This window comes from Cytobacillus oceanisediminis, assembly GCF_004366035.1.
GTDB lineage: Bacteria > Bacillota > Bacilli > Bacillales > Cytobacillaceae > Cytobacillus > Cytobacillus oceanisediminis_C.
In genome coordinates, this window is the sequence record NZ_SOEE01000016.1 from 1 (window position 1) to 25,077 (window position 25,077).

At 39.5% G+C, this 25,077-nt stretch carries 24 protein-coding genes, 2 tRNA genes, 1 rRNA gene and 1 riboswitch; of the genes, 23 read left to right on the forward strand and 4 right to left on the reverse strand.

Annotation, left to right across the window (positions count from 1 at the left end; genetic code table 11):
* From rrf to tsaD, 7 genes are all read left to right on the forward strand, one after another.
* A 5S ribosomal RNA gene (gene rrf / locus DFO72_RS25995) occupies positions 1-95 on the forward strand; the annotation flags it as partial.
* Between the two features lie 42 nt (positions 96-137).
* Positions 138-211 (forward strand) — tRNA-Met (locus tag DFO72_RS26000).
* 3 nt (positions 212-214) lie between these two features.
* Positions 215-291, forward strand: a tRNA-Asp gene (locus DFO72_RS26005).
* 367 nt (positions 292-658) lie between these two features.
* Positions 659-1,114: a tRNA (adenosine(37)-N6)-threonylcarbamoyltransferase complex ATPase subunit type 1 TsaE gene (gene tsaE / locus DFO72_RS26010; protein WP_113885267.1), complete on the forward strand. Its 456-nt coding sequence runs from the start codon at positions 659-661 to the stop codon at positions 1,112-1,114.
* Complete coding sequence (gene tsaB / locus DFO72_RS26015) at positions 1,111-1,815, forward strand: tRNA (adenosine(37)-N6)-threonylcarbamoyltransferase complex dimerization subunit type 1 TsaB (RefSeq protein ID WP_113885268.1); 705 nt, start codon at positions 1,111-1,113, stop codon at positions 1,813-1,815. Before tsaE ends, tsaB begins: the two co-directional genes overlap by 4 nt.
* Before the next feature lie 18 nt (positions 1,816-1,833).
* Positions 1,834-2,283 carry a ribosomal protein S18-alanine N-acetyltransferase gene (gene rimI, locus DFO72_RS26020; RefSeq protein ID WP_113885269.1) on the forward strand — a complete coding sequence of 150 codons (450 nt, stop codon included), beginning with the start codon at positions 1,834-1,836 and terminating at the stop codon, positions 2,281-2,283.
* Positions 2,283-3,311: a tRNA (adenosine(37)-N6)-threonylcarbamoyltransferase complex transferase subunit TsaD gene (gene tsaD, locus DFO72_RS26025; RefSeq protein WP_113885270.1), complete on the forward strand. Its 1,029-nt coding sequence runs from the start codon at positions 2,283-2,285 to the stop codon at positions 3,309-3,311. Before rimI ends, tsaD begins: the two co-directional genes overlap by 1 nt.
* Before the next feature lie 228 nt (positions 3,312-3,539).
* Here tsaD and DFO72_RS26030 read toward each other — a convergent pair whose 3' ends face one another.
* Positions 3,540-5,462: an ABC-F family ATP-binding cassette domain-containing protein gene (locus DFO72_RS26030; RefSeq protein ID WP_113885271.1), complete on the reverse strand. Its 1,923-nt coding sequence runs from the start codon at positions 5,460-5,462 to the stop codon at positions 3,540-3,542.
* Positions 5,463-5,652: 190 nt separating this feature from the next.
* On the opposite strand from DFO72_RS26030, the gene moaC reads away from it, so the two are divergent.
* A complete protein-coding gene (moaC, locus tag DFO72_RS26035; RefSeq protein ID WP_113885272.1) occupies positions 5,653-6,135 on the forward strand; it encodes a cyclic pyranopterin monophosphate synthase MoaC in 483 nt (160 codons plus the stop codon).
* Positions 6,136-6,162: 27 nt separating this feature from the next.
* Positions 6,163-6,807, forward strand: coding sequence for a redox-sensing transcriptional repressor Rex (locus tag DFO72_RS26040; protein ID WP_113885273.1), 645 nt, complete (start codon positions 6,163-6,165; stop codon positions 6,805-6,807).
* A gap of 20 nt (positions 6,808-6,827) precedes the next feature.
* On the opposite strand, the gene DFO72_RS26045 is transcribed toward DFO72_RS26040, so the two are convergent.
* Positions 6,828-7,031: a YdiK family protein gene (locus tag DFO72_RS26045; protein WP_113885274.1), complete on the reverse strand. Its 204-nt coding sequence runs from the start codon at positions 7,029-7,031 to the stop codon at positions 6,828-6,830.
* Positions 7,032-7,077: 46 nt separating this feature from the next.
* The gene (locus DFO72_RS26050; protein ID WP_113885275.1) at positions 7,078-7,803 is read right to left on the reverse strand and encodes a CPBP family intramembrane glutamic endopeptidase; all 726 of its coding nucleotides are present in this window, start codon (positions 7,801-7,803) and stop codon (positions 7,078-7,080) included.
* A gap of 317 nt (positions 7,804-8,120) precedes the next feature.
* Between DFO72_RS26050 and groES the strand changes: the two genes are divergently transcribed.
* From groES to DFO72_RS26090, 8 genes are all read left to right on the forward strand, one after another.
* Positions 8,121-8,405: a co-chaperone GroES gene (groES, locus tag DFO72_RS26055; protein WP_009336289.1), complete on the forward strand. Its 285-nt coding sequence runs from the start codon at positions 8,121-8,123 to the stop codon at positions 8,403-8,405.
* A 61-nt stretch (positions 8,406-8,466) separates the two neighbouring features.
* Entirely contained in the window at positions 8,467-10,098 is a 1,632-nt protein-coding gene (gene groL / locus DFO72_RS26060) for a chaperonin GroEL (RefSeq protein WP_113885276.1), read from the forward strand.
* Positions 10,099-10,374: 276 nt separating this feature from the next.
* Positions 10,375-12,000, forward strand: coding sequence for a nickel ABC transporter substrate-binding protein (gene nikA / locus DFO72_RS26065; RefSeq protein ID WP_113885277.1), 1,626 nt, complete (start codon positions 10,375-10,377; stop codon positions 11,998-12,000).
* Positions 12,001-12,018: 18 nt separating this feature from the next.
* Positions 12,019-12,963, forward strand: coding sequence for a nickel ABC transporter permease subunit NikB (gene nikB, locus DFO72_RS26070; protein ID WP_113885278.1), 945 nt, complete (start codon positions 12,019-12,021; stop codon positions 12,961-12,963).
* Entirely contained in the window at positions 12,960-13,790 is an 831-nt protein-coding gene (gene nikC, locus DFO72_RS26075; protein ID WP_113885279.1) for a nickel ABC transporter permease subunit NikC, read from the forward strand. Before nikB ends, nikC begins: the two co-directional genes overlap by 4 nt.
* 20 nt (positions 13,791-13,810) lie before the next feature.
* Positions 13,811-14,641, forward strand: a complete 831-nt coding sequence (gene nikD, locus DFO72_RS26080) for a nickel import ATP-binding protein NikD (RefSeq protein WP_113885280.1) — start codon at positions 13,811-13,813, stop codon at positions 14,639-14,641.
* A 33-nt stretch (positions 14,642-14,674) separates the two neighbouring features.
* On the forward strand, positions 14,675-15,493 hold the full coding sequence (gene nikE, locus DFO72_RS26085; protein ID WP_113885281.1) for a nickel import ATP-binding protein NikE: 819 nt from the start codon (positions 14,675-14,677) through the stop codon (positions 15,491-15,493).
* 472 nt (positions 15,494-15,965) lie between these two features.
* Positions 15,966-17,324: an MATE family efflux transporter gene (locus DFO72_RS26090; protein ID WP_243856278.1), complete on the forward strand. Its 1,359-nt coding sequence runs from the start codon at positions 15,966-15,968 to the stop codon at positions 17,322-17,324.
* 319 nt (positions 17,325-17,643) lie between these two features.
* Here the strand turns inward: DFO72_RS26090 and DFO72_RS26095 are convergent, their stop codons facing one another.
* A complete protein-coding gene (locus DFO72_RS26095) occupies positions 17,644-18,828 on the reverse strand; it encodes a DUF4317 domain-containing protein (RefSeq protein ID WP_113885282.1) in 1,185 nt (394 codons plus the stop codon).
* Positions 18,829-19,217: 389 nt separating this feature from the next.
* Positions 19,218-19,304, forward strand: a riboswitch (cyclic di-GMP riboswitch).
* A 117-nt stretch (positions 19,305-19,421) separates the two neighbouring features.
* Here DFO72_RS26095 and DFO72_RS26100 point away from each other — a divergent pair.
* The 6 genes from DFO72_RS26100 to DFO72_RS26125 all read left to right on the forward strand — a co-directional run bounded on the left by DFO72_RS26100 (position 19,422) and on the right by DFO72_RS26125 (position 24,805).
* Entirely contained in the window at positions 19,422-19,790 is a 369-nt protein-coding gene (locus DFO72_RS26100; RefSeq protein ID WP_113885283.1) for a hypothetical protein, read from the forward strand.
* Positions 19,791-19,845: 55 nt separating this feature from the next.
* Entirely contained in the window at positions 19,846-20,556 is a 711-nt protein-coding gene (locus DFO72_RS26105) for a hypothetical protein (RefSeq protein ID WP_113885284.1), read from the forward strand.
* A 54-nt stretch (positions 20,557-20,610) separates the two neighbouring features.
* On the forward strand, positions 20,611-21,810 hold the full coding sequence (locus DFO72_RS26110) for a methyl-accepting chemotaxis protein (protein ID WP_113885285.1): 1,200 nt from the start codon (positions 20,611-20,613) through the stop codon (positions 21,808-21,810).
* Between the two features lie 270 nt (positions 21,811-22,080).
* Positions 22,081-23,727, forward strand: a complete 1,647-nt coding sequence (locus tag DFO72_RS26115) for a pyridoxal phosphate-dependent decarboxylase family protein (RefSeq protein WP_113885286.1) — start codon at positions 22,081-22,083, stop codon at positions 23,725-23,727.
* Between the two features lie 148 nt (positions 23,728-23,875).
* Positions 23,876-24,250, forward strand: a complete 375-nt coding sequence (locus tag DFO72_RS26120) for an immunity 22 family protein (RefSeq protein WP_113885287.1) — start codon at positions 23,876-23,878, stop codon at positions 24,248-24,250.
* 354 nt (positions 24,251-24,604) lie between these two features.
* A complete protein-coding gene (locus DFO72_RS26125) occupies positions 24,605-24,805 on the forward strand; it encodes a hypothetical protein (protein ID WP_113885288.1) in 201 nt (66 codons plus the stop codon).
* Positions 24,806-25,077 lie beyond the last annotated feature (272 nt).

A 25,077-nucleotide genomic window follows, 5' to 3' on the forward strand; every position in this document is an offset into this window, starting at 1 on the left:
TCACACCCGTTCCCATACCGAACACGGAAGTTAAGCTTCTCAGCGCCGATGGTAGTTGGGGGCTGTCCCCCTGTGAGAGTAGGACGCTGCCGGGCGAAACAACAATTTGTGATGAAAAATCACATAAATAATACTATCGCGGGGTGGAGCAGTCCGGTAGCTCGTCGGGCTCATAACCCGAAGGTCGCAGGTTCAAATCCTGCCCCCGCAATCTGGTCCGGTAGTTCAGTTGGTTAGAATGCCTGCCTGTCACGCAGGAGGTCGCGGGTTCGAGTCCCGTCCGGACCGCCATTTTCTAATGTTAAAAAAAGCAAAACGAAACCTGGTTTCGTCTTTTTTTATGCTTTTTTATCTTAAGCTTATATTCCATTTACGAAAATAGCTTACTTTGCCCATTGCTGTAAAATAAGGTAAACTACATATAGATTATTCTCCTTAGGATTTATCCTAAGGTTTTTTTGTAATATCAGAATTTATATCTTTGTACTTCGAGAACTGTCTAGCTCCAGCGCATACCCCCTCGAGGTCACAAGCCAATAAGCCCAGAAAGGTAAAGAACACCTCTCCGTACGGCTCGTCTTGTGCTTGTCGGGGGAGGACAAGGCGCTTCCGCTTTTCTTTTCATTTATAGATTAGACTATAAAAGGTGATGAATCATATGAGTCAGTTTGAGTTTATCTCTAAGAAGCCAGAGGATACGATGGCGTTTTCGGAAAGGCTGGGCAGCCTGCTTCAGCCGGGGGATGTCCTTGCTCTAGAGGGAGATTTGGGAGCAGGAAAAACGACATTCACCAAGGGGCTGGCAAAAGGACTTAATATTACCCGTAATGTAAATAGCCCCACTTTTACGATTATAAAAGAATACCAAGGAAGGTTGCCCCTTTATCATATGGATGTATATAGAGTTGAAGATTCCTTTGAGGATTTGGGGTTTGATGAATATTTTGAAGGCAATGGGGTCACAGTTGTAGAATGGGCTCATCTAGTTAAAGAACAGCTGCCCGAAGAGCTATTGACGATTTATTTATATCTTGATGATAATGATTCAAGAAAGCTTGTCCTGGATCCCCAGGGAAAAAGATATGAGGAATTGTGTAAGGAGATAATATTATGAAGGTTTTAGCCATTGATACATCCAATTATCCTTTGGGGGTAGCTCTTTTGGATGGTGATCAGGTTATAGGCGAGTATATTACCAATGTAAAAAAGAATCACTCTGTTCGTGTTATGCCGGCAATTGATATATTAATGAAAGATTGTGGTGTTACGCCGGCTGAGTTAGACAAAATTGTTGTTGCGAAAGGACCTGGATCCTATACAGGTGTCCGTATTGGGGTAACAATTGCAAAAACTCTGGCCTGGACTTTAAAGAAGCCGCTGGTTGGGGTATCCAGCCTGGAAATTTATGCGGCTTCGGCTGGCAGATACTTTAATGGCGTCATATCTCCTCTATTTGATGCACGGAGAGGACAAATATATACTGGCCTGTATCAATATAAGGAAGGGCAGTTAGCATCTCTTATGAAAGACCAGCTCCTTCTTGCAAAAGATTGGGCAGCAATGCTTTCTGAGCAGCAAGAGAAGGTCCTTTTTATTGGGAATGATTTGCCTTTACATAAAGAGGTATTGGCAGAATCCCTTAGAGACCGGGCTGTGTACGCTTCGCCTGCAGAACATAATCCAAGGCCGGCAGAACTCGCCTTGTTAGGCAGAGACAGAGAGCCTGAGGAAGTTCACTCTTTTGTTCCTAATTATATTAGGATTGCTGAAGCTGAAGCTAATTGGATAAAAGCAAACCAAGAAAAAAAGCTATAGTGATGAGGAAGCGAACGTATGAATAAATCCTTAACTTTCCGTTTTATGAATGAAGAGGATATTGATGATGTTTTGGAAATAGAACATATGTCCTTTGCAACACCCTGGAGCAGGGAGGCCTTTTTTAACGAATTAACACAAAATCAGTTTGCTTTGTATGTTGTATTAGAAGAAGAAAATAAAGTAATAGGCTACTGTGGAGCATGGATAGTCGTGGACGAAGCTCATATCACAAATGTTGCACTGCTCCCTGAATATCGCGGGAGAAAACTTGGAGAAGCTCTTATGCGAAAGTTAATGGAGATTGCATCTGAAATGGGGGCCATCACGATGACTCTGGAAGTAAGAGTATCTAACTTCACAGCTCAGTCCTTGTACCGAAAGCTTGGTTTTCAAAATGGAGCCATAAGGAAAAACTACTATACTGATAATCAAGAAGATGCTTTAGTAATGTGGGTGAATTTATAATGAAAAAAGATCAATGGATCATGGGAATTGAAACAAGCTGTGATGAAACGGCTGTTGCCATCATTAAGAATGGCCGTGAAATCTCAGCCAATATAGTTGCATCCCAAATAGAAAGCCATAAACGTTTTGGGGGAGTAGTCCCGGAAATAGCTTCCCGCCATCATGTTGAACAGATAACTATAGTGTTGGAAGAAGCATTATATAAGGCTGGCATCACATACTCAGATCTTTCAGCAATTGCTGTGACTGAAGGACCTGGCCTTGTAGGAGCGCTGCTGATCGGGGTTAATGCCGCTAAAGCTATTGCTTTTGCTCATGGTATCCCCCTTGTAGGCGTCCATCATATTGCTGGACATATTTATGCCAATCGATTGGTTGAAGAAATGGAATTTCCATTACTGTCCCTGGTAGTCTCCGGCGGTCATACAGAGCTGGTCTATATGAAGGAGCATGGCCATTTCGAAGTGATTGGTGAGACAAGGGATGATGCTGCAGGAGAGGCCTATGATAAAGTTGCCCGGACATTAAATCTGCCATATCCTGGCGGTCCTCACATCGACAGACTCGCTCATGAAGGGAACCCAACGATTCAGCTTCCGAGAGCGTGGCTGGAAGAAGGTTCATACGATTTTAGCTTCAGCGGCTTAAAGTCTGCCGTTATCAACACTGTTCATAATGCTGAGCAGCGTGGTGAGACCATTGTGCCGGAAGATCTGGCCGCAAGCTTCCAGGAAAGTGTCATTGATGTATTAGTAACGAAAACAGAAAGAGCCGTTGAAGAATATCAGGTGAAGCAGCTGCTGCTCGCAGGCGGGGTTGCGGCGAATAAAGGACTTCGAGCTTCTTTGGAGAAGAGGTTTGGGGACAAAGCGGATATAAAGCTTATTATTCCACCATTAACTTTATGCACAGATAATGCAGCAATGATTGCTGCAGCAGGAAGTGTGCTGTTTAAAAAAGGACAATTCGCCGGTCTTGATTTAAATGCCAATCCTGGTTTGGACATCACTATCCACAATGATAAATAAATTAGGAAAAAGTCCCCGACCGCATAGGGGGCTTTTTTTGTGGATAATATCATTTATTTCAGAATTTTATGTTGATAATGTGGATAAAAACAGTTTAAGTTGTGGATAATGTGGAAAAGTCTGTGGAGAGTATATATAACTGTGTTTTTCTTGTGATTATCTCTGTGGATAATAAAAAAGACTGGCAGTGACTATTCTACCAGTCTAAAAGTTATGAATTTTCCTTTATTAGTCATCAGCTAAAAGTGTCCATTCTTCCATCAATTCTTCCAGCTTTGCTTTTGCTTCATCAGTTTCATTTGTGATGCCCATCACTTTTTCATGGTCTTGATAAATATTCGGATCACAGAGAAGCTGATCATTCATATCGATTACTTTCTCCAATGCTTCTATTTGCTCTTCAATTTCTTCCATTCTTCTTTTACGCTGGCGTTCGAGCTTTTTGGCTTCTTTATCCTGCTGATAATTATTTTTCTCCTGCTTAACAGGCTGTGATACGGTGGATTTGTCTTGCTCATTAAGTGCAAGGAGTTCCTCTTGTTCCTGCTTTTTTTCCACATAATAATCATAATCGCCGAGATACTCTGTTGCCCCAATGCCGGAAAGTTCAACTACCTTTGTTGTGATTCTGTTGATAAAATATCTGTCATGAGATACAAAGAGAATCGTTCCAGGATAATCGATCAATGCATTTTCAAGAATTTCTTTGCTATCCAGGTCCAAATGGTTTGTAGGCTCGTCGAGGATTAAGAAATTGGATTTCTGCATCATAAGCTTCGCAAGTGCAAGACGTGCCTTTTCACCGCCACTCAGTGTTGAAACAGTTTTAAGAACATCGTCACCAGAGAAAAGAAAGTTCCCAAGTATCGTCCGGATTTCCTTTTCCGGTTTTAGCGGGTATTCATCCCATAATTCGTTTAGGACTCTTTTGTTGCTGGTGAGTTCCGCCTGTTCCTGGTCATAGTAGCCAATTGTCACATTGGAACCGTACTGAATCTCCCCGGAAAAAGAAGAGATTTTTTTGATGATGGTTTTGAGCAAAGTGGATTTGCCAATTCCATTTGGCCCTACAAGTGCTATGCTGTCGCCTCTTGCCAGTCGCAGTGAAATATTCTCGCTGACTATCTCTTCATAGCCTATAGCAAGAGAATGAATATTTAAAACCTCATTGCCCGATTGCCGTTCAATGTTAAAGCCAAAAGAAGCTGATTTCTCGTCTCCCAGCGGCCTGTCCATCACGTCCATTCTGGCCAGCTGCTTTCTGCGGCTTTGTGCCCTTTTGGTTGTGGAAGCACGTGCAAGGTTTCTCTGGATAAAATCCTGCAGTTTAGCGATCTCTTCCTGCTGTTTCTCGAATTGCTTCATTTCTCTTTCGAAGTTAGCCGCTTTTTGATCCAGATATGAACTGTAGTTTCCCGGATACTTTCTTATTTGGTTGCGGGAAATCTCATAAACCTGAGAAACGACCTTATCAAGGAAATATCGGTCATGGGATACGATTAGAATGGCGCCATTGTATCCCTGCAGGTATTGTTCAAGCCATGATAATGTTTCAATATCCAGGTGGTTGGTAGGCTCGTCCAGTATTAAGATATCAGGCTTTGTCAGCAGAAGTTTACCAAGGGCCATTCTAGTACGCTGGCCGCCGCTCAATGATGAAATTTTAGTGTCATAGCCCAATGAACTGAAGTTGAGTCCATGGAGAATGGAACGGATATCTGCCTCATATTGATAGCCGCCATTTTCTTTGAAATCAACCTGAAGCTTGTCGTATTCTTTTAAGATGCGTTCATAGGCATCAGAATTATTTAGGACATCAGGGTCCGCCATTTGTCCTTCAAGGCTGCGAAGCTGTTTTTCCTGCTGCTGCAGATGACTAAAAACAGTCAGCATTTCATCCCAAATGGATAACTCTGATTCCAGTCCGGTATTTTGTGCAAGATAGCCAATTGTTACTTCCTTTGGCTTTATAATCTCACCGGAGTCATATGTCATTTGTCCGGCAATGATTTTTAAAAGGGTGGATTTTCCTGCACCATTGCGCCCTACTAGAGCAATCCTGTCCCTGGTTTGTACTTCAAGCTTTATATTGGTTAAAATGGGATCAGCGCCAAAATTTTTTGCCAGCTGATTGACTTGTAATAGTATCATGTTCTTTCACCTCGGGTATAAAGTAAGTGTAACTCATTCATATATGTTCGGCAATAAAGGAGACAGGACTATAAGCCCTTCTGAAGGGCATTAAATCAAGACAAAAGGCAAATAAATATGTGAAGAACAGTACAAAGCACATACAAAGTAACAGAAAAATAGTGTATGATTTTGAAGAGAGGTGTTTTAAATGGCGGAGTTTACTCATTTTAATCAAGAGGGCAGGGCAAAAATGGTGGATGTCAGCGATAAACCTGAGACGGCAAGGACAGCCATTGCTCAATCAAGTATTACTCTTAATCAGGAGATATATGAGAAAATAACATCCAACTCCATGAAAAAAGGGGATGTACTCGCTGTTGCACAGACTGCAGGCATTATGGCGAGCAAGAAAACATGGGACATTATTCCGATGTGCCATCCGCTGCCGCTTAAGGGCGTGGACATTTCATTTTCATGGAAGGCGGAAGAGGAAGAGTATGTCCTGATCATTACTGCTTCTGTAAAAACGAAGGGAAATACGGGTGTGGAAATGGAAGCGTTAACAGCTGCTTCTGTCTGTGCGTTGACCGTATATGACATGTGCAAGGCTGTCGATAAAGGAATGGTGATTGGGCCAACCTTTTTAATAGAGAAAACAGGCGGGAAAAACGGAGATTTTAAAAGAAATTAATTCATCATAAGAAATGGGGATGGACGAATGGCCAATGAACCAATTAAGATACCGCAGGCAACAGCTAAACGGCTGCCTTTATACTACCGCTTTCTAAAAAACCTTCACTCATCAGGCAAACAAAGAGTCTCTTCAGCAGAATTGAGTGAGGCGGTAAAGGTAGATTCTGCTACAATCCGCCGCGACTTTTCGTACTTTGGTGCGTTAGGGAAAAAAGGATATGGATATAATGTGAATTACCTGCTGAGCTTCTTTCGGAAGACTCTTGACCAGGATGAACTGACTAAAGTAGCTTTGGTCGGGGTAGGGAATTTAGGAACAGCCTTTCTTAACTATAATTTTCTTAAAAATAATAATACCAAAATAGAAGTAGCCTTTGATGTTGATGAGAGTAAGGTTGGCACGAGTATCGGTGATGTGCCGGTTCATCATATGGATGACCTTGAAGAAGTTATTATAAATAATAATATTCAGGTGGCGATTTTAACAGTGCCGGCACCGCCTGCCCAGGCTATTACCGATCGGATGGTGAATGCGAAAATAAAAGGAATCCTTAATTTTACACCTGCGAGGCTCACTGTGCCAGCCTCGATTCGGATTCACCATATCGATCTGGCAGTAGAATTGCAGTCACTGGTTTATTTTCTGAAAAACTATCCCGAACAACTGTAAAAAATGAGCCTTTTGCGGGCTCATTTTTTCACTTTATTTTTCATTTTAAAATGCATGCCAACCATCCGCAGACCGGTGCCTAAATCGAATGTGGCAATTATGATCAGAAAATAAGTAAAGAATCCCCAGGTTTCTTCACGCTGAATATTCTGTATGGCTATAAAAGTGAAAAGGCATCCGAGAAGGATGTAAATAAAGCCTGAAAACAAAGGTGTGCTTCTCATCAAAATCCCCCAATAAGTTTAAAACTCTGCACAGCATTTCACTATGCTAGAAAAAGCTGATAAAGCTCTGCATTTTTTCCATTTCTTCTAACCATTTTTGCATATTATCCTGATTCAGCTGGATAACCGCAACAAAGGTGTTCATCGCCACATGGGCAAAAATCGGGACAATAATCCGCTTCGTCTTGACATATAAGAAAGCAAATGTGAACCCCATTGCCGAGTACAGCAGTACATGTTCAGGCTCAAAATGGGCAAGTGCAAAGATGACTGAGCTGATCAGGGCCGATAGGAAGAAGTTGAAGCGCTTATGGAGTGAACCGAAAATAATTTTTCTAAAGACAATCTCCTCAAGTATTGGCCCGATAACCGAGCTGATTAAAATTACGATTGGCGATGCTTCAATAATCCGGATAATCTGCTGTGTATTCTCAGACCCCATTTCAATGCCAATCATATTTTCAATGCTGGCAGCAGTAGCTTGAGCGATCAGGGCCAAAAATATACCCCCAATTGCCCAGCCCGCTGAGTTTGCTGCGGAAGATGCATCCCTATCCAGGCCTCTTTTCATCTCTTTTCTTAATAATAGAAGCGTAATGATCAGTGTAACCGTAAAACTGATGACAAGCCAGTAGGCTACAGCCATGATCTGCATGTTTTCGGGATTCTGTCCGAGGGCATCTGCAATAAATAACACAAGCGGAACGCCAAACAAACTGGACAGCTGCATGGCAATATAAGCTATTAATATAAACCAATATTCCTTCTTCAAAATGTTATACTCCTTAATCTGAGTGTTGGAAAACAAGTCCTAAAGCCATTGTACTCTTAATAAGGAGCGGGTTTCAAATATCAGCATCAAAGCAGGAGAATACCATGGTTAAAGTGAAGAGTTCCAAAGCATACTTAAGAGGTTGTCTGTGTCGAAAAATAGCGTGTATGGGCGAATGAAATTTTTTCTAAAAAATTTAAGCTTCACCCTTGCAAATAGAAATGAGATTCATTAATATAATAATTGTGTTAGCACTCATACAGAGAGAGTGCTAATAAATAAAAATATTTACATATTATTTGAGGAGGTTGTTTCACTTGTTAAAGCCACTAGGTGATCGAATCATTATCGAGCTTGTTGAAACTGAAGAAAAAACTGCAAGCGGCATCGTACTGCCGGACACTGCTAAAGAGAAGCCTCAAGAAGGTAAAGTTGTAGCTGTGGGAACTGGCCGCGTTCTTGAAAATGGTGAGCGTGTTGCCCTTGAAGTTGCTGACGGCGACCGTATCATCTTCTCAAAATATGCCGGTACTGAAGTAAAGTACGAAGGCAAAGAATATTTAATTTTACGCGAAAATGACATTCTTGCTGTAATTGGCTAATCGCCGATCAGACGAAGATTATTAAAAGATAAAGCTAAAATTTTTGAGGAGGTTTTTATCAATGGCTAAAGAGATTAAATTTAGTGAAGAAGCTCGCCGCGCGATGCTTCGCGGTGTGGATTCCCTTGCAAATGCGGTAAAAGTAACTCTTGGACCTAAAGGACGCAACGTGGTTCTTGAGAAGAAATTCGGTTCTCCGCTTATCACCAATGATGGTGTGACAATTGCGAAAGAAATCGAACTTGAAGATGCTTTCGAAAACATGGGTGCAAAGCTTGTTGCTGAAGTTGCAAGCAAAACAAATGATGTTGCCGGTGACGGTACAACAACTGCAACTGTTCTTGCTCAGGCAATGATCCGTGAAGGTCTTAAGAACGTTACTGCAGGCGCTAACCCAATGGGCATCCGCAAAGGTATTGAAAAAGCGGTTGTTACGGCTGTTGAAGAATTAAAAACTATTTCAAAGCCTATTGAAAACAAGGAATCTATCGCTCAAGTTGCTGCGATCTCAGCTGCTGACAATGAAGTTGGCCAGCTAATCGCTGAAGCTATGGAGCGCGTTGGCAACGATGGTGTTATCACAATTGAGGAATCTAAAGGATTCACTACTGAGCTTGATGTGGTAGAAGGTATGCAATTCGACCGCGGATATGCTTCTCCATACATGGTAACAGATTCTGATAAGATGGAAGCGGTTCTTGAAAACCCTTATATCTTAATCACTGATAAGAAGATCACAAGCATCCAGGAAATCCTTCCTGTCCTTGAGCAGGTGGTACAGCAAGGCAAGCCGCTATTGCTTGTAGCTGAGGATGTTGAAGGTGAAGCTTTGGCTACATTGGTAGTTAACAAGCTTCGCGGAACTTTCAATGCAGTTGCTGTTAAAGCTCCTGGCTTCGGTGACCGTCGTAAGGCTATGTTAGAAGACATCGCGATTCTAACTGGCGGCGAGGTAATTACAGAAGAGCTTGGCCGTGACCTTAAGTCTGCTACAATCGACTCTTTAGGACGCGCTACTAAAGTAGTTGTTACAAAAGAAAACACTACAATCGTTGAGGGTGCTGGAGACAGCGCGCAAATCGGCGGTCGTGTTAACCAAATTCGCACGCAAATGGAAGAAACAACTTCTGAATTTGACCGCGAAAAATTACAAGAGCGCCTGGCTAAACTTGCTGGCGGAGTTGCAGTTGTTAAAGTTGGTGCTGCTACTGAAACTGAACTAAAAGAGCGTAAGCTTCGCATCGAAGACGCCCTTAACTCTACACGTGCTGCTGTAGAAGAAGGCATCGTTTCCGGTGGTGGTGTTGCCCTACTAAACGTATACAATAAAGTGGCTGCTATCCAGGCTGAAGGCGATGAAGCAACTGGTGTTAACATCGTATTGCGTGCGATGGAAGAGCCAGTCCGCACAATCGCTCACAATGCCGGACTAGAAGGTTCTATCATTGTTGACCGCTTAAAGCGCGAAGCAGTTGGAACTGGCTTCAACGCTGCTACTGGCGAATGGGTAAACATGATCGAAGCAGGTATTGTTGACCCAACTAAAGTAACTCGTTCAGCTCTTCAAAACGCTGGATCAGTTGCGGCTATGTTCTTAACAACTGAAGCAGTTGTTGCTGACAAGCCAGAAGAAAACGCTGCTCCTGCAATGCCTGATATGGGCGGAATGGGCGGAATGGGCGGCATGATGTAATCTGCCCCCCAACCCTTGGGATTTGTTGGTAAGGTGAGAGTAATATTATAACATTTGCTAACAAAATGGAGGCTTCCCAGTAATTCTCGAATTACTGGGAAGTTTTTTTATATTTACCTAGACACCAACCAACATAAAATTAAAAAATTTTGGGACAATGAACCTGCATGTCCCCTATTAGATCCTTTATGATAACTTGAAATTAGATTGACATTAAGATGATTCAACTCTAATATTGATAATAGTTATCATTATCAATGCGAGAGGTGCATACTTATGTCAAACCGAATAAATAAAAAACGGTATTTAGTTATCTCTGTAATTATTCTTATTTTATCAATGGCTTTACTCGGATGTTCAAGCGAATCAGTTAAAAATCCAAATTCCTCAGAAAAAAATAATAATATGATTACTTTTGCTTGGCCTAGAGATATAGGCGAAATAAATCCTCATGTTTACAATCCATCTCAATTATTCGCTCAATCCATGGTATATGAACCTTTAGTTAGCTACCAGGATGGTGGAGAGTTAAAGCCACATTTAGCAGAGTCTTGGAAGATTTCTGAAGATGGGAAAGAATATGTATTTAACTTACGCCAGGATGTTAAATTTTCTGATGGCACAAATTTTAATGCTGATATTGTGAAAAAGAACTTTGATGCAATACTAAAGAATGCAGATATGCATGGTTGGTTAGGATTTATTCCAAAGATTGATCAAACAGATGTCATAGATGAATATACATTCAAATTAACATTAAAAGAGCCATATTATCCTACTATTCAGGAATTAGCAGTTGTACGTCCAGTTCGTTTTCTAGGAGAAGCTGGTTTTCCTGGAGATGGTGACACTTCAAAGGGTGTAGACCAACCTGTTGGTACGGGTCCATGGGTGTTAGATGAATATAAAGTAGATGAGTTTGCTATTTTTAAACATAACGAAAATTATTGGGGAGAACTTCCAAGTGTAGAGAAAATTAAAGTCAAAGTCATTCCTGATGCTGAAACACGCGTACTTGCTTTTGAAAAAGGTGATTTAGACCTTGTATATGGTGAGGGTGTTATTAGCATAGATTCTTTTAAGCAATTAGAGTCTACAGGTTCCTATGGAACTAGCATTTCTGAGCCAGTCGCTACTAGACAGCTGGTTATGAATACGAATAAAGAACAGCTTTCAGATGTACGAGTTCGTCAAGCATTACATTATGGATTTAACAAACAAGCAATGGTTGAAGGTGTGACATCTGGCTTGGAAGAGAAGGCTGACTATATCTTACCAACAAACTTACCTTATACTTCACATGTTGATACGACCACGGTTGAATATAGTGTTGAAAAAGCGAAGCATTTATTAGATGAAGCAGGCTGGATATTGCCAGAGGGTAAAAGTGTACGTGAAAAAGATGGGAAACCACTTGAAATTGAGTTAATGTATAACTCTGCTGAAGTAATCCAAAAAACAATGGCTGAAACTTTACAGTCTGAGTGGGCGGGCTTAGGTGTAAAACTAAATATTGCCGGAGTTGAGCTTACCACTCAAGTGGAAAGATTCAAAGCTAATGAGTTCGATATGAATTTCTATAGTAACTTTGGTGCTCCATATGATCCGCATACTTTCGTAAACATGATGGCCACAGATGGATTTGGATTTAGAGAAGCGATTTCATCTTATCCTAACAAAGAAGAATTAATGAATCAAATAGCTGAAGTTCAACAAACAACGGATGAAAACGAGCGTCAGCAACTTTACACGGCAATTTTAGGCTCATTACAAGAACAAAGTGCCATTGTACCTATTTCGTATATTAAGAAAATAGCAATTTATCAAAAGGATGTTGCTGATTTTACATTCCCTGGTAACCGAGATGAACATCCATTTACAGGGATTAGCGTAAACGAGTAAGCGACAGGAGATGTTTTCATGGGTTCTTATGTCTTGAAACGAATAATGACAATCGTTCCAATCTTTCTTATTGCTACTCTGCTAACATTTGGAATGATTAACCTATCACCAGTGGATCCAGCTGAGGCATACTTCTCTGCAGCACATATCCAAGCGACAGATGAGATGCTGGAACAAAAAAGACATGAGTTCGGCTTAGATCAACCTCTTCTAATCCAGTATGTGAACGCCCTTATTAAGATATGCCAACTTGATTTTGGGATATCTTATGTTACGAATCAACCTGTATGGGAAGAGATTTCTTCGCGAATACCTGCAACTATTCAGTTAACATTAGGCAGTCTATTGATTGCAATTTTAGTGAGTGTCCCTTTGGGGTTTTTAGCAGGTATAAAGAAGAATAGTGGCATAGATCATTTTAGTCGATTCCTCTCTTTTATAGGGGCATCGATACCATCATTTTGGCTTGGATATTTATTCATTTTTTTCTTTTCTGTAAAACTAGACCTGTTCCCAGTAGAGGGTACGGGAACCTGGAGACATTTAATTTTACCTTCAGTCACATTGGCTTTCCCTTTAATAGCTTTATATACTCGCCTGTTACGTACAAGTGTTCTGGAAAATTCACAAGAGTCATATGTACTTTTTGCGCGGACGAGAGGTATTCATGAAAAAATCATAATGGGAAAGCATGTATTAAGAATTGCCATTTCTCCTATGATTACTGGTCTTGGAATGAATTTAGGAAACTTAATGACTGGAGCTATTATTGTAGAGGCAGTCTTTTCGTGGCCAGGGTTTGGACGGTATTTTATTGAGGCTATTTTTAACCGTGATGTTCCTGTTATCCAAGGCTATGTGGTATTAGCAGCGGGAGTATTCCTTATAAGCAACTTAATTGTTGACCTTATCCAAATGTATTTAGACCCTCGTATTTCCAGAAAAGGAAGGCAGTATCAATGATAGCAATATTTCGTGGTATATTAAAAAGTCAAAAAATGATTGTCACATGTTTCCTAATACTGTGCATATTACTTTTGATCTCAATATTCGCTCCGTGGCTGGCACCTAACGACCCTATCGCTATCAATTTAACTCATAAACTACAGCCACCTTCTTTGGATTACCCATTAGGAACAGACCATTTAGGTCGATGTATGTTTTCTCGTATTCTATTTGGGGCAAGAATTTCGCTGGGATTTGCTTTCCTAATTTTTATTTCAGCTTTAAGTATGGGTTTATTAATTGGTATCATATCTGGATATATAGGTGGTTGGGTTGATCAATTGTTAATGAGAATCGGTGATGGCCTGATGGCGATTCCAAGCCTTTTGTTTGTTCTTGGATTTGTTGGAATTTGGGGAGCGGGTCTTAAACAAGTTATTTTAGGATTAATCCTCGTACAATGGGTTTATTATGCAAGGGTAATCCGGGGAATGGTTCTAAGCCTGAAGGAACAGAACTATATTACCGCAGCTAAAATCAGTGGTTCTTCTACATGGATTATCATGAAGAAACATATTATTCCTAATGTTCTCCCATCACTAGCGGTAATGGGAACATTAGAAATGGGTTGGGCGATTATGAATTTATCATCCATGTCCTTCTTAGGCTTAGGTGTGCAACCCCCTACACCGGAGTGGGGGGCGATGATTCATGAAGGGAAATCATATATCAGAACGAATCCAACATTAATGATTTATCCGGGTTTAATGATCATGCTAGTGGTTGTGACGTTTAATTTATTAGGTGAATCACTATCAGAACGTTTTGGGGTTAAACGCCGCTAATGAAAAAGGACTGTTGAATAATGGATGTAAATGAGCGAGACATTTTAAATGTTAAAGACTTACATGTACAAGTAACAACTGAAGTAGGTTTTTCCACACTTGTTCAGGATATAAATTTTGGAATAAAAAAAGGAAGGATTCTTGGGCTTGTTGGGGAAAGTGGCAGTGGTAAAACGGTTACAAGTATGTCCATTCTGCAGCTGCATGACAAGAAAAAAATGGATATTAGAGGGAGTATTACATTACAAGGCAAGGAGTTGAATGGTCTCGAAAACAAAGAAATGCGGAAAATTAGAGGGAAGGATATTGCTTTTATTATGCAAAATCCAATGAATGCTTTTACACCAGTTTTTACGATTGGTCATCAATTTGTTGAAACCATCAGATCTCATACCACATTAAAGAAAAAGCAAGCAAAAGAGCTTGCGATTGATGTAATGAAAAGTATAAATTTACAAGATTCTGATAAAATATTAAAAAACTATCCTTTTGAATTAAGTGGAGGTATGCTTCAACGTGTGATGATTGCAATGGCTGCATGCTTAAACCCTTCCGTTATAATCGCGGATGAGCCAACTACTGCATTAGATCTTCATAGCCAATCATTAGTACTCCGTCTATTAGATAAAGTTCGTTCTGAATATGGTACATCTATTCTGCTCATTTCCCATGATCTTGGCGTTATTTCGGAAATGGCGGATGATGTAATCGTTATGCAACACGGGCGAATAGTGGAAGCTGCAAATGTGTTAGAATTGTTTGATAATCCACAACATGAGTACACCAAGAAGTTGCTGAGGACAAGACCGACCTTATATTCCCAGAAACAGTCCTATACCTATATGTTATGATAGGCCCATTGAATCTTGCAAGGGGTGAAACCATTGAGCTTGCTACAGGTAAAACAAGTTAGTCTTAGCTTTAATTCTAAGAAGTTTTTTATAGGAAAAGATCTATCAAAAAAAGTTCTTAATGATATTTCCTTTACTATTGAAGAGGGAACATGTTTAGGTTTAATTGGAACCAGTGGAGCCGGTAAAAGTACCTTAGGAAGAGTAATTCTCGGGATACAGCGTCCACAGCAAGGCCAGGTTTTGTTTCAAGGATATGACATATATAATTCGGATAAAGCTACCCAACATAATATACGCCGCGACCTCCAAGTTGTATTTCAGGACTCATACTCAGCTGTTAATCCCCGAATGACCGCTGAACGTATTATCAGCGAGCCGTTGGAGAACTATGGAAAACTAACCAAAGGAGAATTAAGAAGAACAGTTTGTGAGCTATTAGAAAGAGTAGGATTAAGCGAAAAGGATTTAAAAAAATACCCGCACCAATTTAGCGGAGGACAATTGCAAAGGATAAATATTGCTAGAGCAATCGCTCTTAAACCGAAGTTAGTCGTTCTAGACGAATCAGTTAGTAGTTTAGATATGGTTACACAAAGCTTAATTTTAGAACTATTAAGCGAGTTAAAAGATGACTTCGGCTTATCTTATCTTTTTATTACACATGATATTAAAGCAGCCTTTTCGATTTCTGATAAAATTGGTGTACTTGAAAAAGGGGAATTGATTGAGCGTTACGATTCAAAAGACCAATTTTTTTCATCAAAACACCCTATAGTTAAACGATTAAGAGACTGCATCCTTGCAGAACATCCACGCTTTCGTACACTTACAACGGGCAAACTGGGTTAACATAAACAGAATATAAGCTTCGTGAAGTCAGTAAATAAAACATAAAGTTTGATGCCAAAGACTGCTCCAAAATATCCAAATGAAAAATTCCGTCATTATATCCTCGAAGCAATAAGCAGATGTATTCCACGAGATGAAGATCTATCTTTAGATGAAAGAGGATGGGTGAAATTTATGGATAAGGACAGGGAAACCTGTCTTTTTCTGCATTTTTAAAGAAATTATACTTAAGCTATTAGGTACTAATTATCTCATTACTTGTTTTGTTAGGATGTATAGGAGTTCTTTTAAGCAGGAATATTTTATGATGGGATAGAAAATCTTCGGATCTTATGGATGCAATCCAAAAAATCGAGATATAAAAATTGATAACGTTTAGAATTGATTAAAATTTGCTCAGGTTGTAGGTCTTGGAAATTCCAAATTTAAACACCTTCAATTGATTAAGTTATGGATAAAGCAGGAGGAATTTATGAAATTGGCAACAGATTCAATGGTCTTAAATAATACTACATCATCCTGTAGACACAGAGAATATTTAGTGTTGGCCATTCCACTCATTATATCAGGCATTTCAACACCTATTTTAGGGGCTGTTGATACTGCAGTTGTTGGAAGGATTCCCGACCCGGCTTCAATAGGTGGTGTTGCCATTGGGGCCGTTATCTTTAATACAATGTATTGGCTGCTTGGATTCCTGCGAGTGAGTACAAGTGGATTTACTGCTCAGGCAGAAGGAGCAAATAATCAAAATGAAATGGTATTATCCTTACTTAGACCAATGATTTTAGCTATTTTGTTTGGCTTGTTTTTTATCATTTTACAGGGTCCTATTTTGGCCATTGCCTTATCATTAATTGGAGGAAGTGAAGCGGTATCATTCTTTGCATCCTCCTATTTTTCTGTTCGAATCTGGGGAGCACCGTTTATTCTGCTTAGCTACGTGATTATGGGTTGGCTTATTGGAATGGGAAAGGTGCGTTTAGCTTTGGCTACTCAAATATGGATGAATGCCTTAAACATTATATTAGACCTTGTTTTTGTTTTAGAGTTAGGAATGGGAGTTAAGGGCGTTGCTTATGCTACTCTTATAGCTGAGATTAGTGCTGTTGTGTTAGGAGCATGGCTTCTTTACTTGACCAATAGAGAGAAACTAGCCAATATAAAGTTATCAATGCTGCTAGAAACTGGACCAATTCTAAAAATGATGAAAGTGAACCGAGATTTATTTCTAAGGACTGTATGTTTGCTCACGATGACCTTAATTTTTACTTCTATAGGTGCAAGTATGGGCGAAGTTACGTTAGCAGCCAATGCCATCTTACTACAAATTCACTATATAATAGCTTATTTATTTGGCGGTTTCGCGAATGCTTCTAGTATATTGGTCGGCAGAGCTATAGGTGGGGTTAATTTTTTTCTTTATAAGCGTGCGTATACTCTTTCCGCTCAATGGGGATTAGGCTCGGCCATTCTTTTGAGTTTAATCGTACTTATTTTCGGAGAAAGTATAATCGCCTCATTTACGACAATTACAGAAGTAAAAGCTATGTCAGAAGACTTTCTGGTATGGATGCTTGTGTTTCCTATCTTTGGTTTCTGGGGTTTGCAGCTAGAAGGAATTTTTTCTGGTGCTACTGAAGCAAAGTCTATCCGGGATTCCATTGGTTTATCATTGATAATTTTTTTAATTGCACTTTGGGTGCTTGTACCGCATTATGAAAACCACGGATTATGGATCGCGTTTGTCGTATTTAGTTTATTTCGGTCTTTCTTTTTATCGTTATTTATTCCCAAATTAACTCGTAAAAAATTTACTAACAAAAAATAAACTCTAGAATTCGACTACCTTAGTATAACGCTTATAAAATACTAACATTTTGCTAACGCAATCCAGTGAAAAAGTAGTAATATGTTATAGATGTTACAGATGAAATATGGAAAAATCTTGAGCTGCCGCACCCTGCCACACACCACGTTTAAGATATTCACACTCTCACCTTAGGGGTAGTATGGTGTAATTTAAAGCGTTGAACCCAACGTTTTAAAGCATCATCCGCTAGGACATAGGTACAGGTTTTCTGTCCCGCTGATCCCCAAACTGCTTATAACAAACAAAAAGGAATTCCTATTCGGGAATTCCTTTTTTATTATTCTTTGTCCGGACCTCCACCAAAAGTTTCGGGAATCATCGTGAAGCCTTCAATCACGGTATCTTCTTCCACTTCGATCATCAGGTAGCGCTTGCCGTCAAAATGGATTTGTTTGACATATCGAAGATCTTGCGGGCAGATGGATATGTTGGCTGCCTTCGTGCTGATTTTTATTGATTTTGAATTAAATTTGGGCAGGACGCTGCTTGCCTTTATTTCATATTTGTCATCGTCGATGATTTTTTGATAAGCGGATTGGATCCTTTCTGAATCAATATCTTCGAGTCCGCTCACCTTTAAAACACGTTCTACGTCTTTGGAATCCAGCTTAGGCGGTTCATCCTCTTCGTTTTCCACGATCATCCGGTTAATCTCTTCATATACGCTGGAAAGTGTTGATGTGCTTAGCTGATCTCCTGTTACGTCTTTAATAATTTCCTCAAAAACGATTTTATCATCCTGCGCCGTCATCGTTTCTTCCCCGTTTAAAACGTCCTCTATGAACTGGTGGTCGGGCTCATGAACCTTGCCTGCTGAATACAAGACGTGATTGACATCAGCAGCATGATCGGTGAAGCATGGAAATAGGAACCCTGAAATGGGAGCCTTGAGGTTGATAATCGGATCAACGGTAAAATGATATTTAAATTCCTTTTCGACATAGTCAAAAAGCAGTTCTTTCTTCGGTTCTTGCGTGTTATTTATGCTGCAAAGAATAAAGGGATGAGAATAAACGGTATCCCGTTCACTTTCCTCGGCTTCTGCATTGCGGCGTTTCATTGGCTTAAGATACTCCCCGCGAATGAACGTAACGACAATATCCTTTTCATATTGCCGGATTCCCAGCATTTTGCCGACAATCTGAAGCATTAATTCTGTCCAGCCTTCAGCATCACTGCTAAGCAATCCTTGATGCAGGATGAGCTGGCTGCTGTTTTCGGCATCCCTCTGAAACTTTAATTCAAAGAGCTTTTCATCCAATTGGCCGCCAAGCAGCTTTTTGAAGTTATCCATAAATAGCTCCTGCTGATCCTGGTCCAGCATTTCAAAAGGCTGGCTCTCATAATGATAAATCTCGCTTGATTCCTTCATAATATAGACATTAAAAATATCTGAGATCTTTAGTAAGTCATTATTTAACTTAAATTGTTTCCGAATCTGTGCGATGTCTTTTTTGTTCACGGTTAAAATCCACTCCTAAGCTGCCCAATATGCATATTTACTAGAATAACAAAATACATCAGCTCTATAAATTATTAATCCCTTTTATTTTCGCTTTTTTGAAAAGGGATTTGTGAATTAGAGCATGAAGTTGATTTTTACCGGCCGAAGTTTGCGCTGGCGGGGTGAATGAGGGATACTGATATTTTGTTGGCATAAAGGTTTTTAATTGAGGCTTCTCATAAGTTAACTAAATTTATGGGAACCTTTTTAATTTCTTTAACATTGGGAACATACTATTTCGGATGAAATTGGATATGAGGATAAAAAATACAAGCATCGACAAAAAATGGCAAGTTCTTTATAATGGTATAGTAAAATGTAATCGCGAAATTAGTCCTACTTAATAAAATTGAAAAAGGCAAACTTATCGAAAGGTAAGGACGCAAAGCTACGAGTCTAAAATCCTCCAGGGTAATGACAGTCGGGTTGCCAAGGATAATAACGAACGTTTATTTGGCTATCCCCTATCTATTTGGGGGTAGTCTTTTTTTGGGACACCCTTTAAATAGCGGCAAAAAAATGATGGAGAATACAGGAAAAGGAGATCAGCGATGATAGTTGTAGATAAGAAAAAATACAAAATGGCCATTAATGAGGCCGCAAAGGAAGTTCATGTACAGGTTCATGGGTTAATGAGAGAGGAGGATGCGGAAGGTTATATGATAGATTTACAGGATACGATTAATAAGGTATCAAGGCAAAGTTATACATTTGTTGTAGACGGGACCCATCAAACCCCTGTCCCATCAAAGGTTGTTCCACAGCTTGAACAGACAATGCAATTTTATTCTTCATTGGGATTTAAGGATATTCTTGTAGTAAAACCATCATCTAAAATTGCGCAGGTGCAAATCAGGAATGCACTTGAGAGAATTGAGTTCTCAGGTACGTTTGTTGATAAAGTGCCTCATGGCATCTAATGTTCGTGACTATGATTAGGGAATCATTATTTTACATTTGAAAGGGAGTAAAGAAGTGCAAACAACACTAGAGCTATATACATACGAAATTATAACGAAGGATCAGCCAGAATTAATTGTGAAAGCAGCTGATTGTCTGGCTCGAACATTCATAGGAGTGGAGGCTGCAGGGAAATGGGTTCAGGAGCCAATGGTAGGTCAACTGAATATAGGCTATGAGGATTTCTATCAGTTTACCAAGGATTATTTAGACTCTACGATTGAACAGGGATATTGCGCAGTTGCACAGGATGCTAATCAAAATGTTGTTGGTGTGCTTGCGGGAGATACAAATGCACCTGAGATAATTGGGGAAGACATATTTGAAGGTTCTTTTTATGATATGAATGTAATTCTGCGTGTTTTGGAAGATGTCGATAAACGTTTCATGGAAGATTATAAAATACAGAATGGACATGAAATCAAGGATGGAGAACTATTACATCTTTTCATGTTAGGCGTAATAGCTGAACATAATCGTCATGAAATTATTCAGCAATTAGGAAATAGATTAATCGCAAAAGCATCATCCCAAGGATTAAAGGCTGTTTTAGGTGAAGCAACCAACCCGAAATCAATACGGGTCATGGAAAAATATCATAATATGAAAAAATATATAGATATAGAAGGAAATTATATTGTCCATAAATATCAGGATAATCATAAGTTGAGCGGTATTCCTGAAAATGTAGCGGATGGTACATATATCCTTATAAAAGAGCTGTAAATATACACACTGAAGTTTAATTCAATTAAATAGATGTAAGGGGATTTACTTAAAATGGAAGCGATTATGCTAGGCATCATTATTATCTTAATGGGAGTATCGGTGTTTTTTGCCTACCGGTATTTTTCGTTAAAGCACCATCTTCATATTCATAAAGAAATAATAAATGGAATGGAAGAATTATCAGCGGGCAATATTGCAAACAAAGTTGATGAACGAAGCTCTAAACATACTGCATTTAATGGGCTAATCGACTATTTTGGCCTTGTAAGGGAAAAGTTTTTTTCCTATTCAAAAGATGTTCATGAAAAAGGTGAAAATCTTACTGAAGTCGGTGAATATGCTTCTGAGAAAGCGGATATTGTTAGAGCGGCAATTGATGAGGTAGGCAGAGGGTTGACGAAACAATTGGCAGCTACAGAAGAAAGTGCTGCATCTATGGAGGAAATGACACAGGCTATCGAAGATCTATCCGTGAGATCCCTTCAGATTTCAGAACAATCGAATACTACCTTAGAACTGACGCAGGACGGAAACGAGAAGCTAAAGGATTCTTTAGATAAAATGAATCAGTTTAATCAAACGGTAAATATAACATTTGATGCCATAAATAAACTCGGAGAAAAGTCTCATGAAATCGGCACGATAGTAAAAGTGATTACAGGGATTTCAGAACAAATTAATTTATTGGCATTGAATGCGGCCATAGAAGCGGCCCGTGCGGGAGAGCATGGCAAGGGATTTGCGGTCGTTGCTGATGAGGTTCGAAAATTGGCCGAACAATCACGGCAGTCCTCCTCTGAAGTATCAAACATTGTAAAGAATATACAGGAAGAAACTGAAGTAGTTGTGAACTCCATGCAGCAGGGAACAGAGGAATTGAAAGATACAAATACCACTCTTGTAGAAGTTGGGGCCATGTTCAAACAAATTCTGGCTACTACAAAAATTATTGCTGAAAATAATGAAAACTCTTCTGCGAGTACACAGGAATTATCCTCTGCTTCACAGCAGATCATGGCAACAATTGTTGAGATTGCCTCAATCTCAAGGGAATCTGTTGAAATGTTTGAGGAGCTACTCGAAATTAGTGATGATGAACTATCTGCAATGCAAAAACTCGTTCAGGTAGCAAAAAACCTTGTTGAGCTGACAAATGATGTAAACAAATTAATATTTGCATGGAATCATGGTGCTGAAACAGAGGCAGCTCAGGATCAAATTGCTGATAAAAAGGTCAGTGCAGCAGTATAAAGATCCTTACCTTGCTGGCTGATTAATATAAAGGTGCTTCTTTCAGGTAAATGCAGCTTGTGGGAAGCTTCCCTTTGATGCCCGAATTAGTCCTTATAAAAGAAAGGATCAATAAATATTACAGTATCCCTTCTATTTAATAGGGAATATTTCTATGGCAGCCAGGTTGCCAAAAGGCTTAATTAGGCACTGATTTGTCCACCTGTGTGGACTTTTTTATTGGATCTTTAGATAAAACTGCTTCAAGAAAAAGCATCCAGGAGGTACAGGATGAAGGAAATACAAAAGTTATTTCCCAGCATGGATGGGAATGAACTCCAAAGAGAGGAATTATTGTCTTACTTTAAGACGATCTTAACGAAAATAGATGAGTTAAAGGATCCCAACAAACTAACACTGGGAATAATGCCCGAATACACAGAGGATTACTATAATCGTATCATTGAAAAGGCCGATGTTCCGAAAAAGGGTGTGCCGATGGAGGAAGTGATTCAGGAGCTTCTTAAATTGGCAGAAGGACACCGCTACGTCAATCGAAATTATGTAGCCAACGCAGCGCCCCTTCCGAATATAGCCAGTATGATCGGGAACTTAGTAATGGTCCTGGTCAATGGGAACAATCTTTGGGATGTGGAAGGACCGGCTGCGGCTGCAGCAGAAATCGAAATAACCAGTATGCTATCCAAATTAATCGGATACGATGAGAGCATTAGTGCAGGGTATACAACCTGGGGAGGACAAGGCGTTGTTTTTAATTCTTTGCGACTTGCCATTGCACGGTACGCTCCGTCTTCAAATGAAAATGGTGTACCGCAAAATCTCTATTGCTTCTGTTCAGAGCTATCACACTATAGTCTGTATAAGTCTGTAGAAGCTGCAGGGATTGGCGTGAAAAACATGATTCGGGTAAAAGCGAATGCTGATCATTCTATGAATCTCGACGATTTAAAAGAGAAAATGGCGCTTGTTATTGGCAATGGCGGTGTTCCTCTTTATGTACTTGCCACAATGGGAACGACTGATACATTTGGGGTTGATGACATTGAGGGGATTAAGCGGATAGCAGAAGACTTGGAACGCACCCATGGCGTATTTCCGATCTATATCCATGCAGATTCGGCCATGGGCGGCATGTATACCTTCTTTAACCATTACGATTTTGAAAGCAACCCTCTGAGATTTGAAGACAATGTTAAGAAGGTTTTAAGATCCTATCAGCATAAGTTCAAACAGATAAAGCTTGCAGATAGTATGGTCTTTGATTTCCATAAGCTTGGACAAACCCCATATATCACAAGTTTATTTTTAATTAAAAACAGAGAATATCTTAAGTATGTAGACTTAGATGCAGCGGAAACGCCATATGTTGGGAATCGTGGGTATGGCAGCTATCATACAGGCTTTACACTGGAATGCTCGCGGATGGGAAGTGCTTTGGCGATTTATGCATCGTTATTAGCATTTGGAATGGAAGGCTATCAAGAGCTTTTGGCCAATTATATCCGTGTCAATATTGCATTTAGAGAGATGTTAACAAGAGAAGTTTCGAATGTGGCAGTAACGAATGAAATTTCTCCTATTACAACATTCCGCTTTTACCCTGAAAAGACTGAATGGGATAATGAATTGAACGGACATTTACCTGTGGAAGAAATAATGGAAATTAATCAATTTAATGACGAGTTTGCTGAGGTAATTGGTGCTGAACGAGATACTGTCTTTTTTGGAAATACGAAAAAGCAGCGGCTTGTGGAAGCGGCAGACTCAAACAAGCAGCTGCCGGTGTACGCACATAAATTTTTCACGATCTCTCCCTACTCTACGATAGAAGAGGTCGACCGTTATGTCGGATTCTTAAAAGAACACTTGGAGATTTTCCTGAAAATGAGAAATCGTAAGTATAGTATTATAGGCTAAAGCCCATAATGAATTATTTACAATAATAGATACATCTAACGATTATAATACATTTGTTAGACGACTTAATAATTGGGCTAATTATAGACTTGAGGGTGGGGTTTCGTCTTTACCGGATGATCTGAGATCAAAATAGGAGGGTACTATAATGGAAAAACAAGGATGGGTTTCTATTTGGTTAGGTAATATTAAAGAAGAAGACTCTATAGAAAAGTATGTAGATTTAACCTATGATGAGGATGGTGAGTCTGTCCCATCCAAATTTTTTATCGATTTTAATATTGATATGGATGAAACAGATGAGGATACTATAGAGAAAGTAGTTTATAAGAATAGCAGTAGTGATATTTCGACATTATTAGATGGGTGTTCGTATGAAGAAATTATTATCCCAAAAATCAAGAAAAGTATAGACCTTAAAAATTCATATAATGCCGTAATCCTGATATATAATTTTGAGTATAACAATGAATTTACTTCAACTGATACTTTTGACTTTATTGCCGCTACAAATTATGAGTAAAACAAAGCTTAATAAGTATTAAGAATGAAGAATAGACGAAGTTGATGGATAAGACACAGATATTACTATTCTTTAAGTAATGCTTTATTATACGGAAAAAGAATATATTCAGTAAGGCATTGTAGGCAATCCAATAAAGAAGCATTATTAATAAATCACCAGGTGAAGTAGTTGGGATTTCTAAAAATATAATATATTTTTTTGAACCTTGGATCGGCTATGCCTTTCAAGGTTTTTCGTTTAATATGTCCCAAACATTCCCCCTCCATATGTAATGAATTTGCCCAAGCCAAACCCATTTCCACGCATATAAAGTAGTGTAAGCATATATAGAGGAAATGGAGGTATAAACGGATGTACCGTTATAGAGGCCATTATCAGCCGCAGGATCAGCGGTTTTTTGGATTCTTTGGTCTGCCCTTTTTAGGCGGGTTAGCAGGAGGTTTATTGGGCACTGCCTTATTTTATCCGCGTCCATATTATTGGTATCCTCCACCACCGCCGCCTTTTTACCCGCGACCTTGCTGTGGACCAGGATTTGGATATCCTTATTAATTAATTTCAGGGGAAGCTCTTTAAAAAGGGCATCCCCTTTTTGAATTCGGTAATAATCTTCCTGCTGAATTCAGGAGCAATAAGAGGGTCATAAGTAAATGAGGAAGGCCGGCGGCTTGCCTTGGCTGAGATGCTTGAAAAGGCAGAAGGCGAATCAGATTAATGCCGCAAGTTTGTGTATCAGCATTAATGAAGTAAGATTTTTTATAAAAATAATGTGAGTGACTCTTCATATATGATGAAAGTCTTATCAAATAAGGAAAATGTAGGAT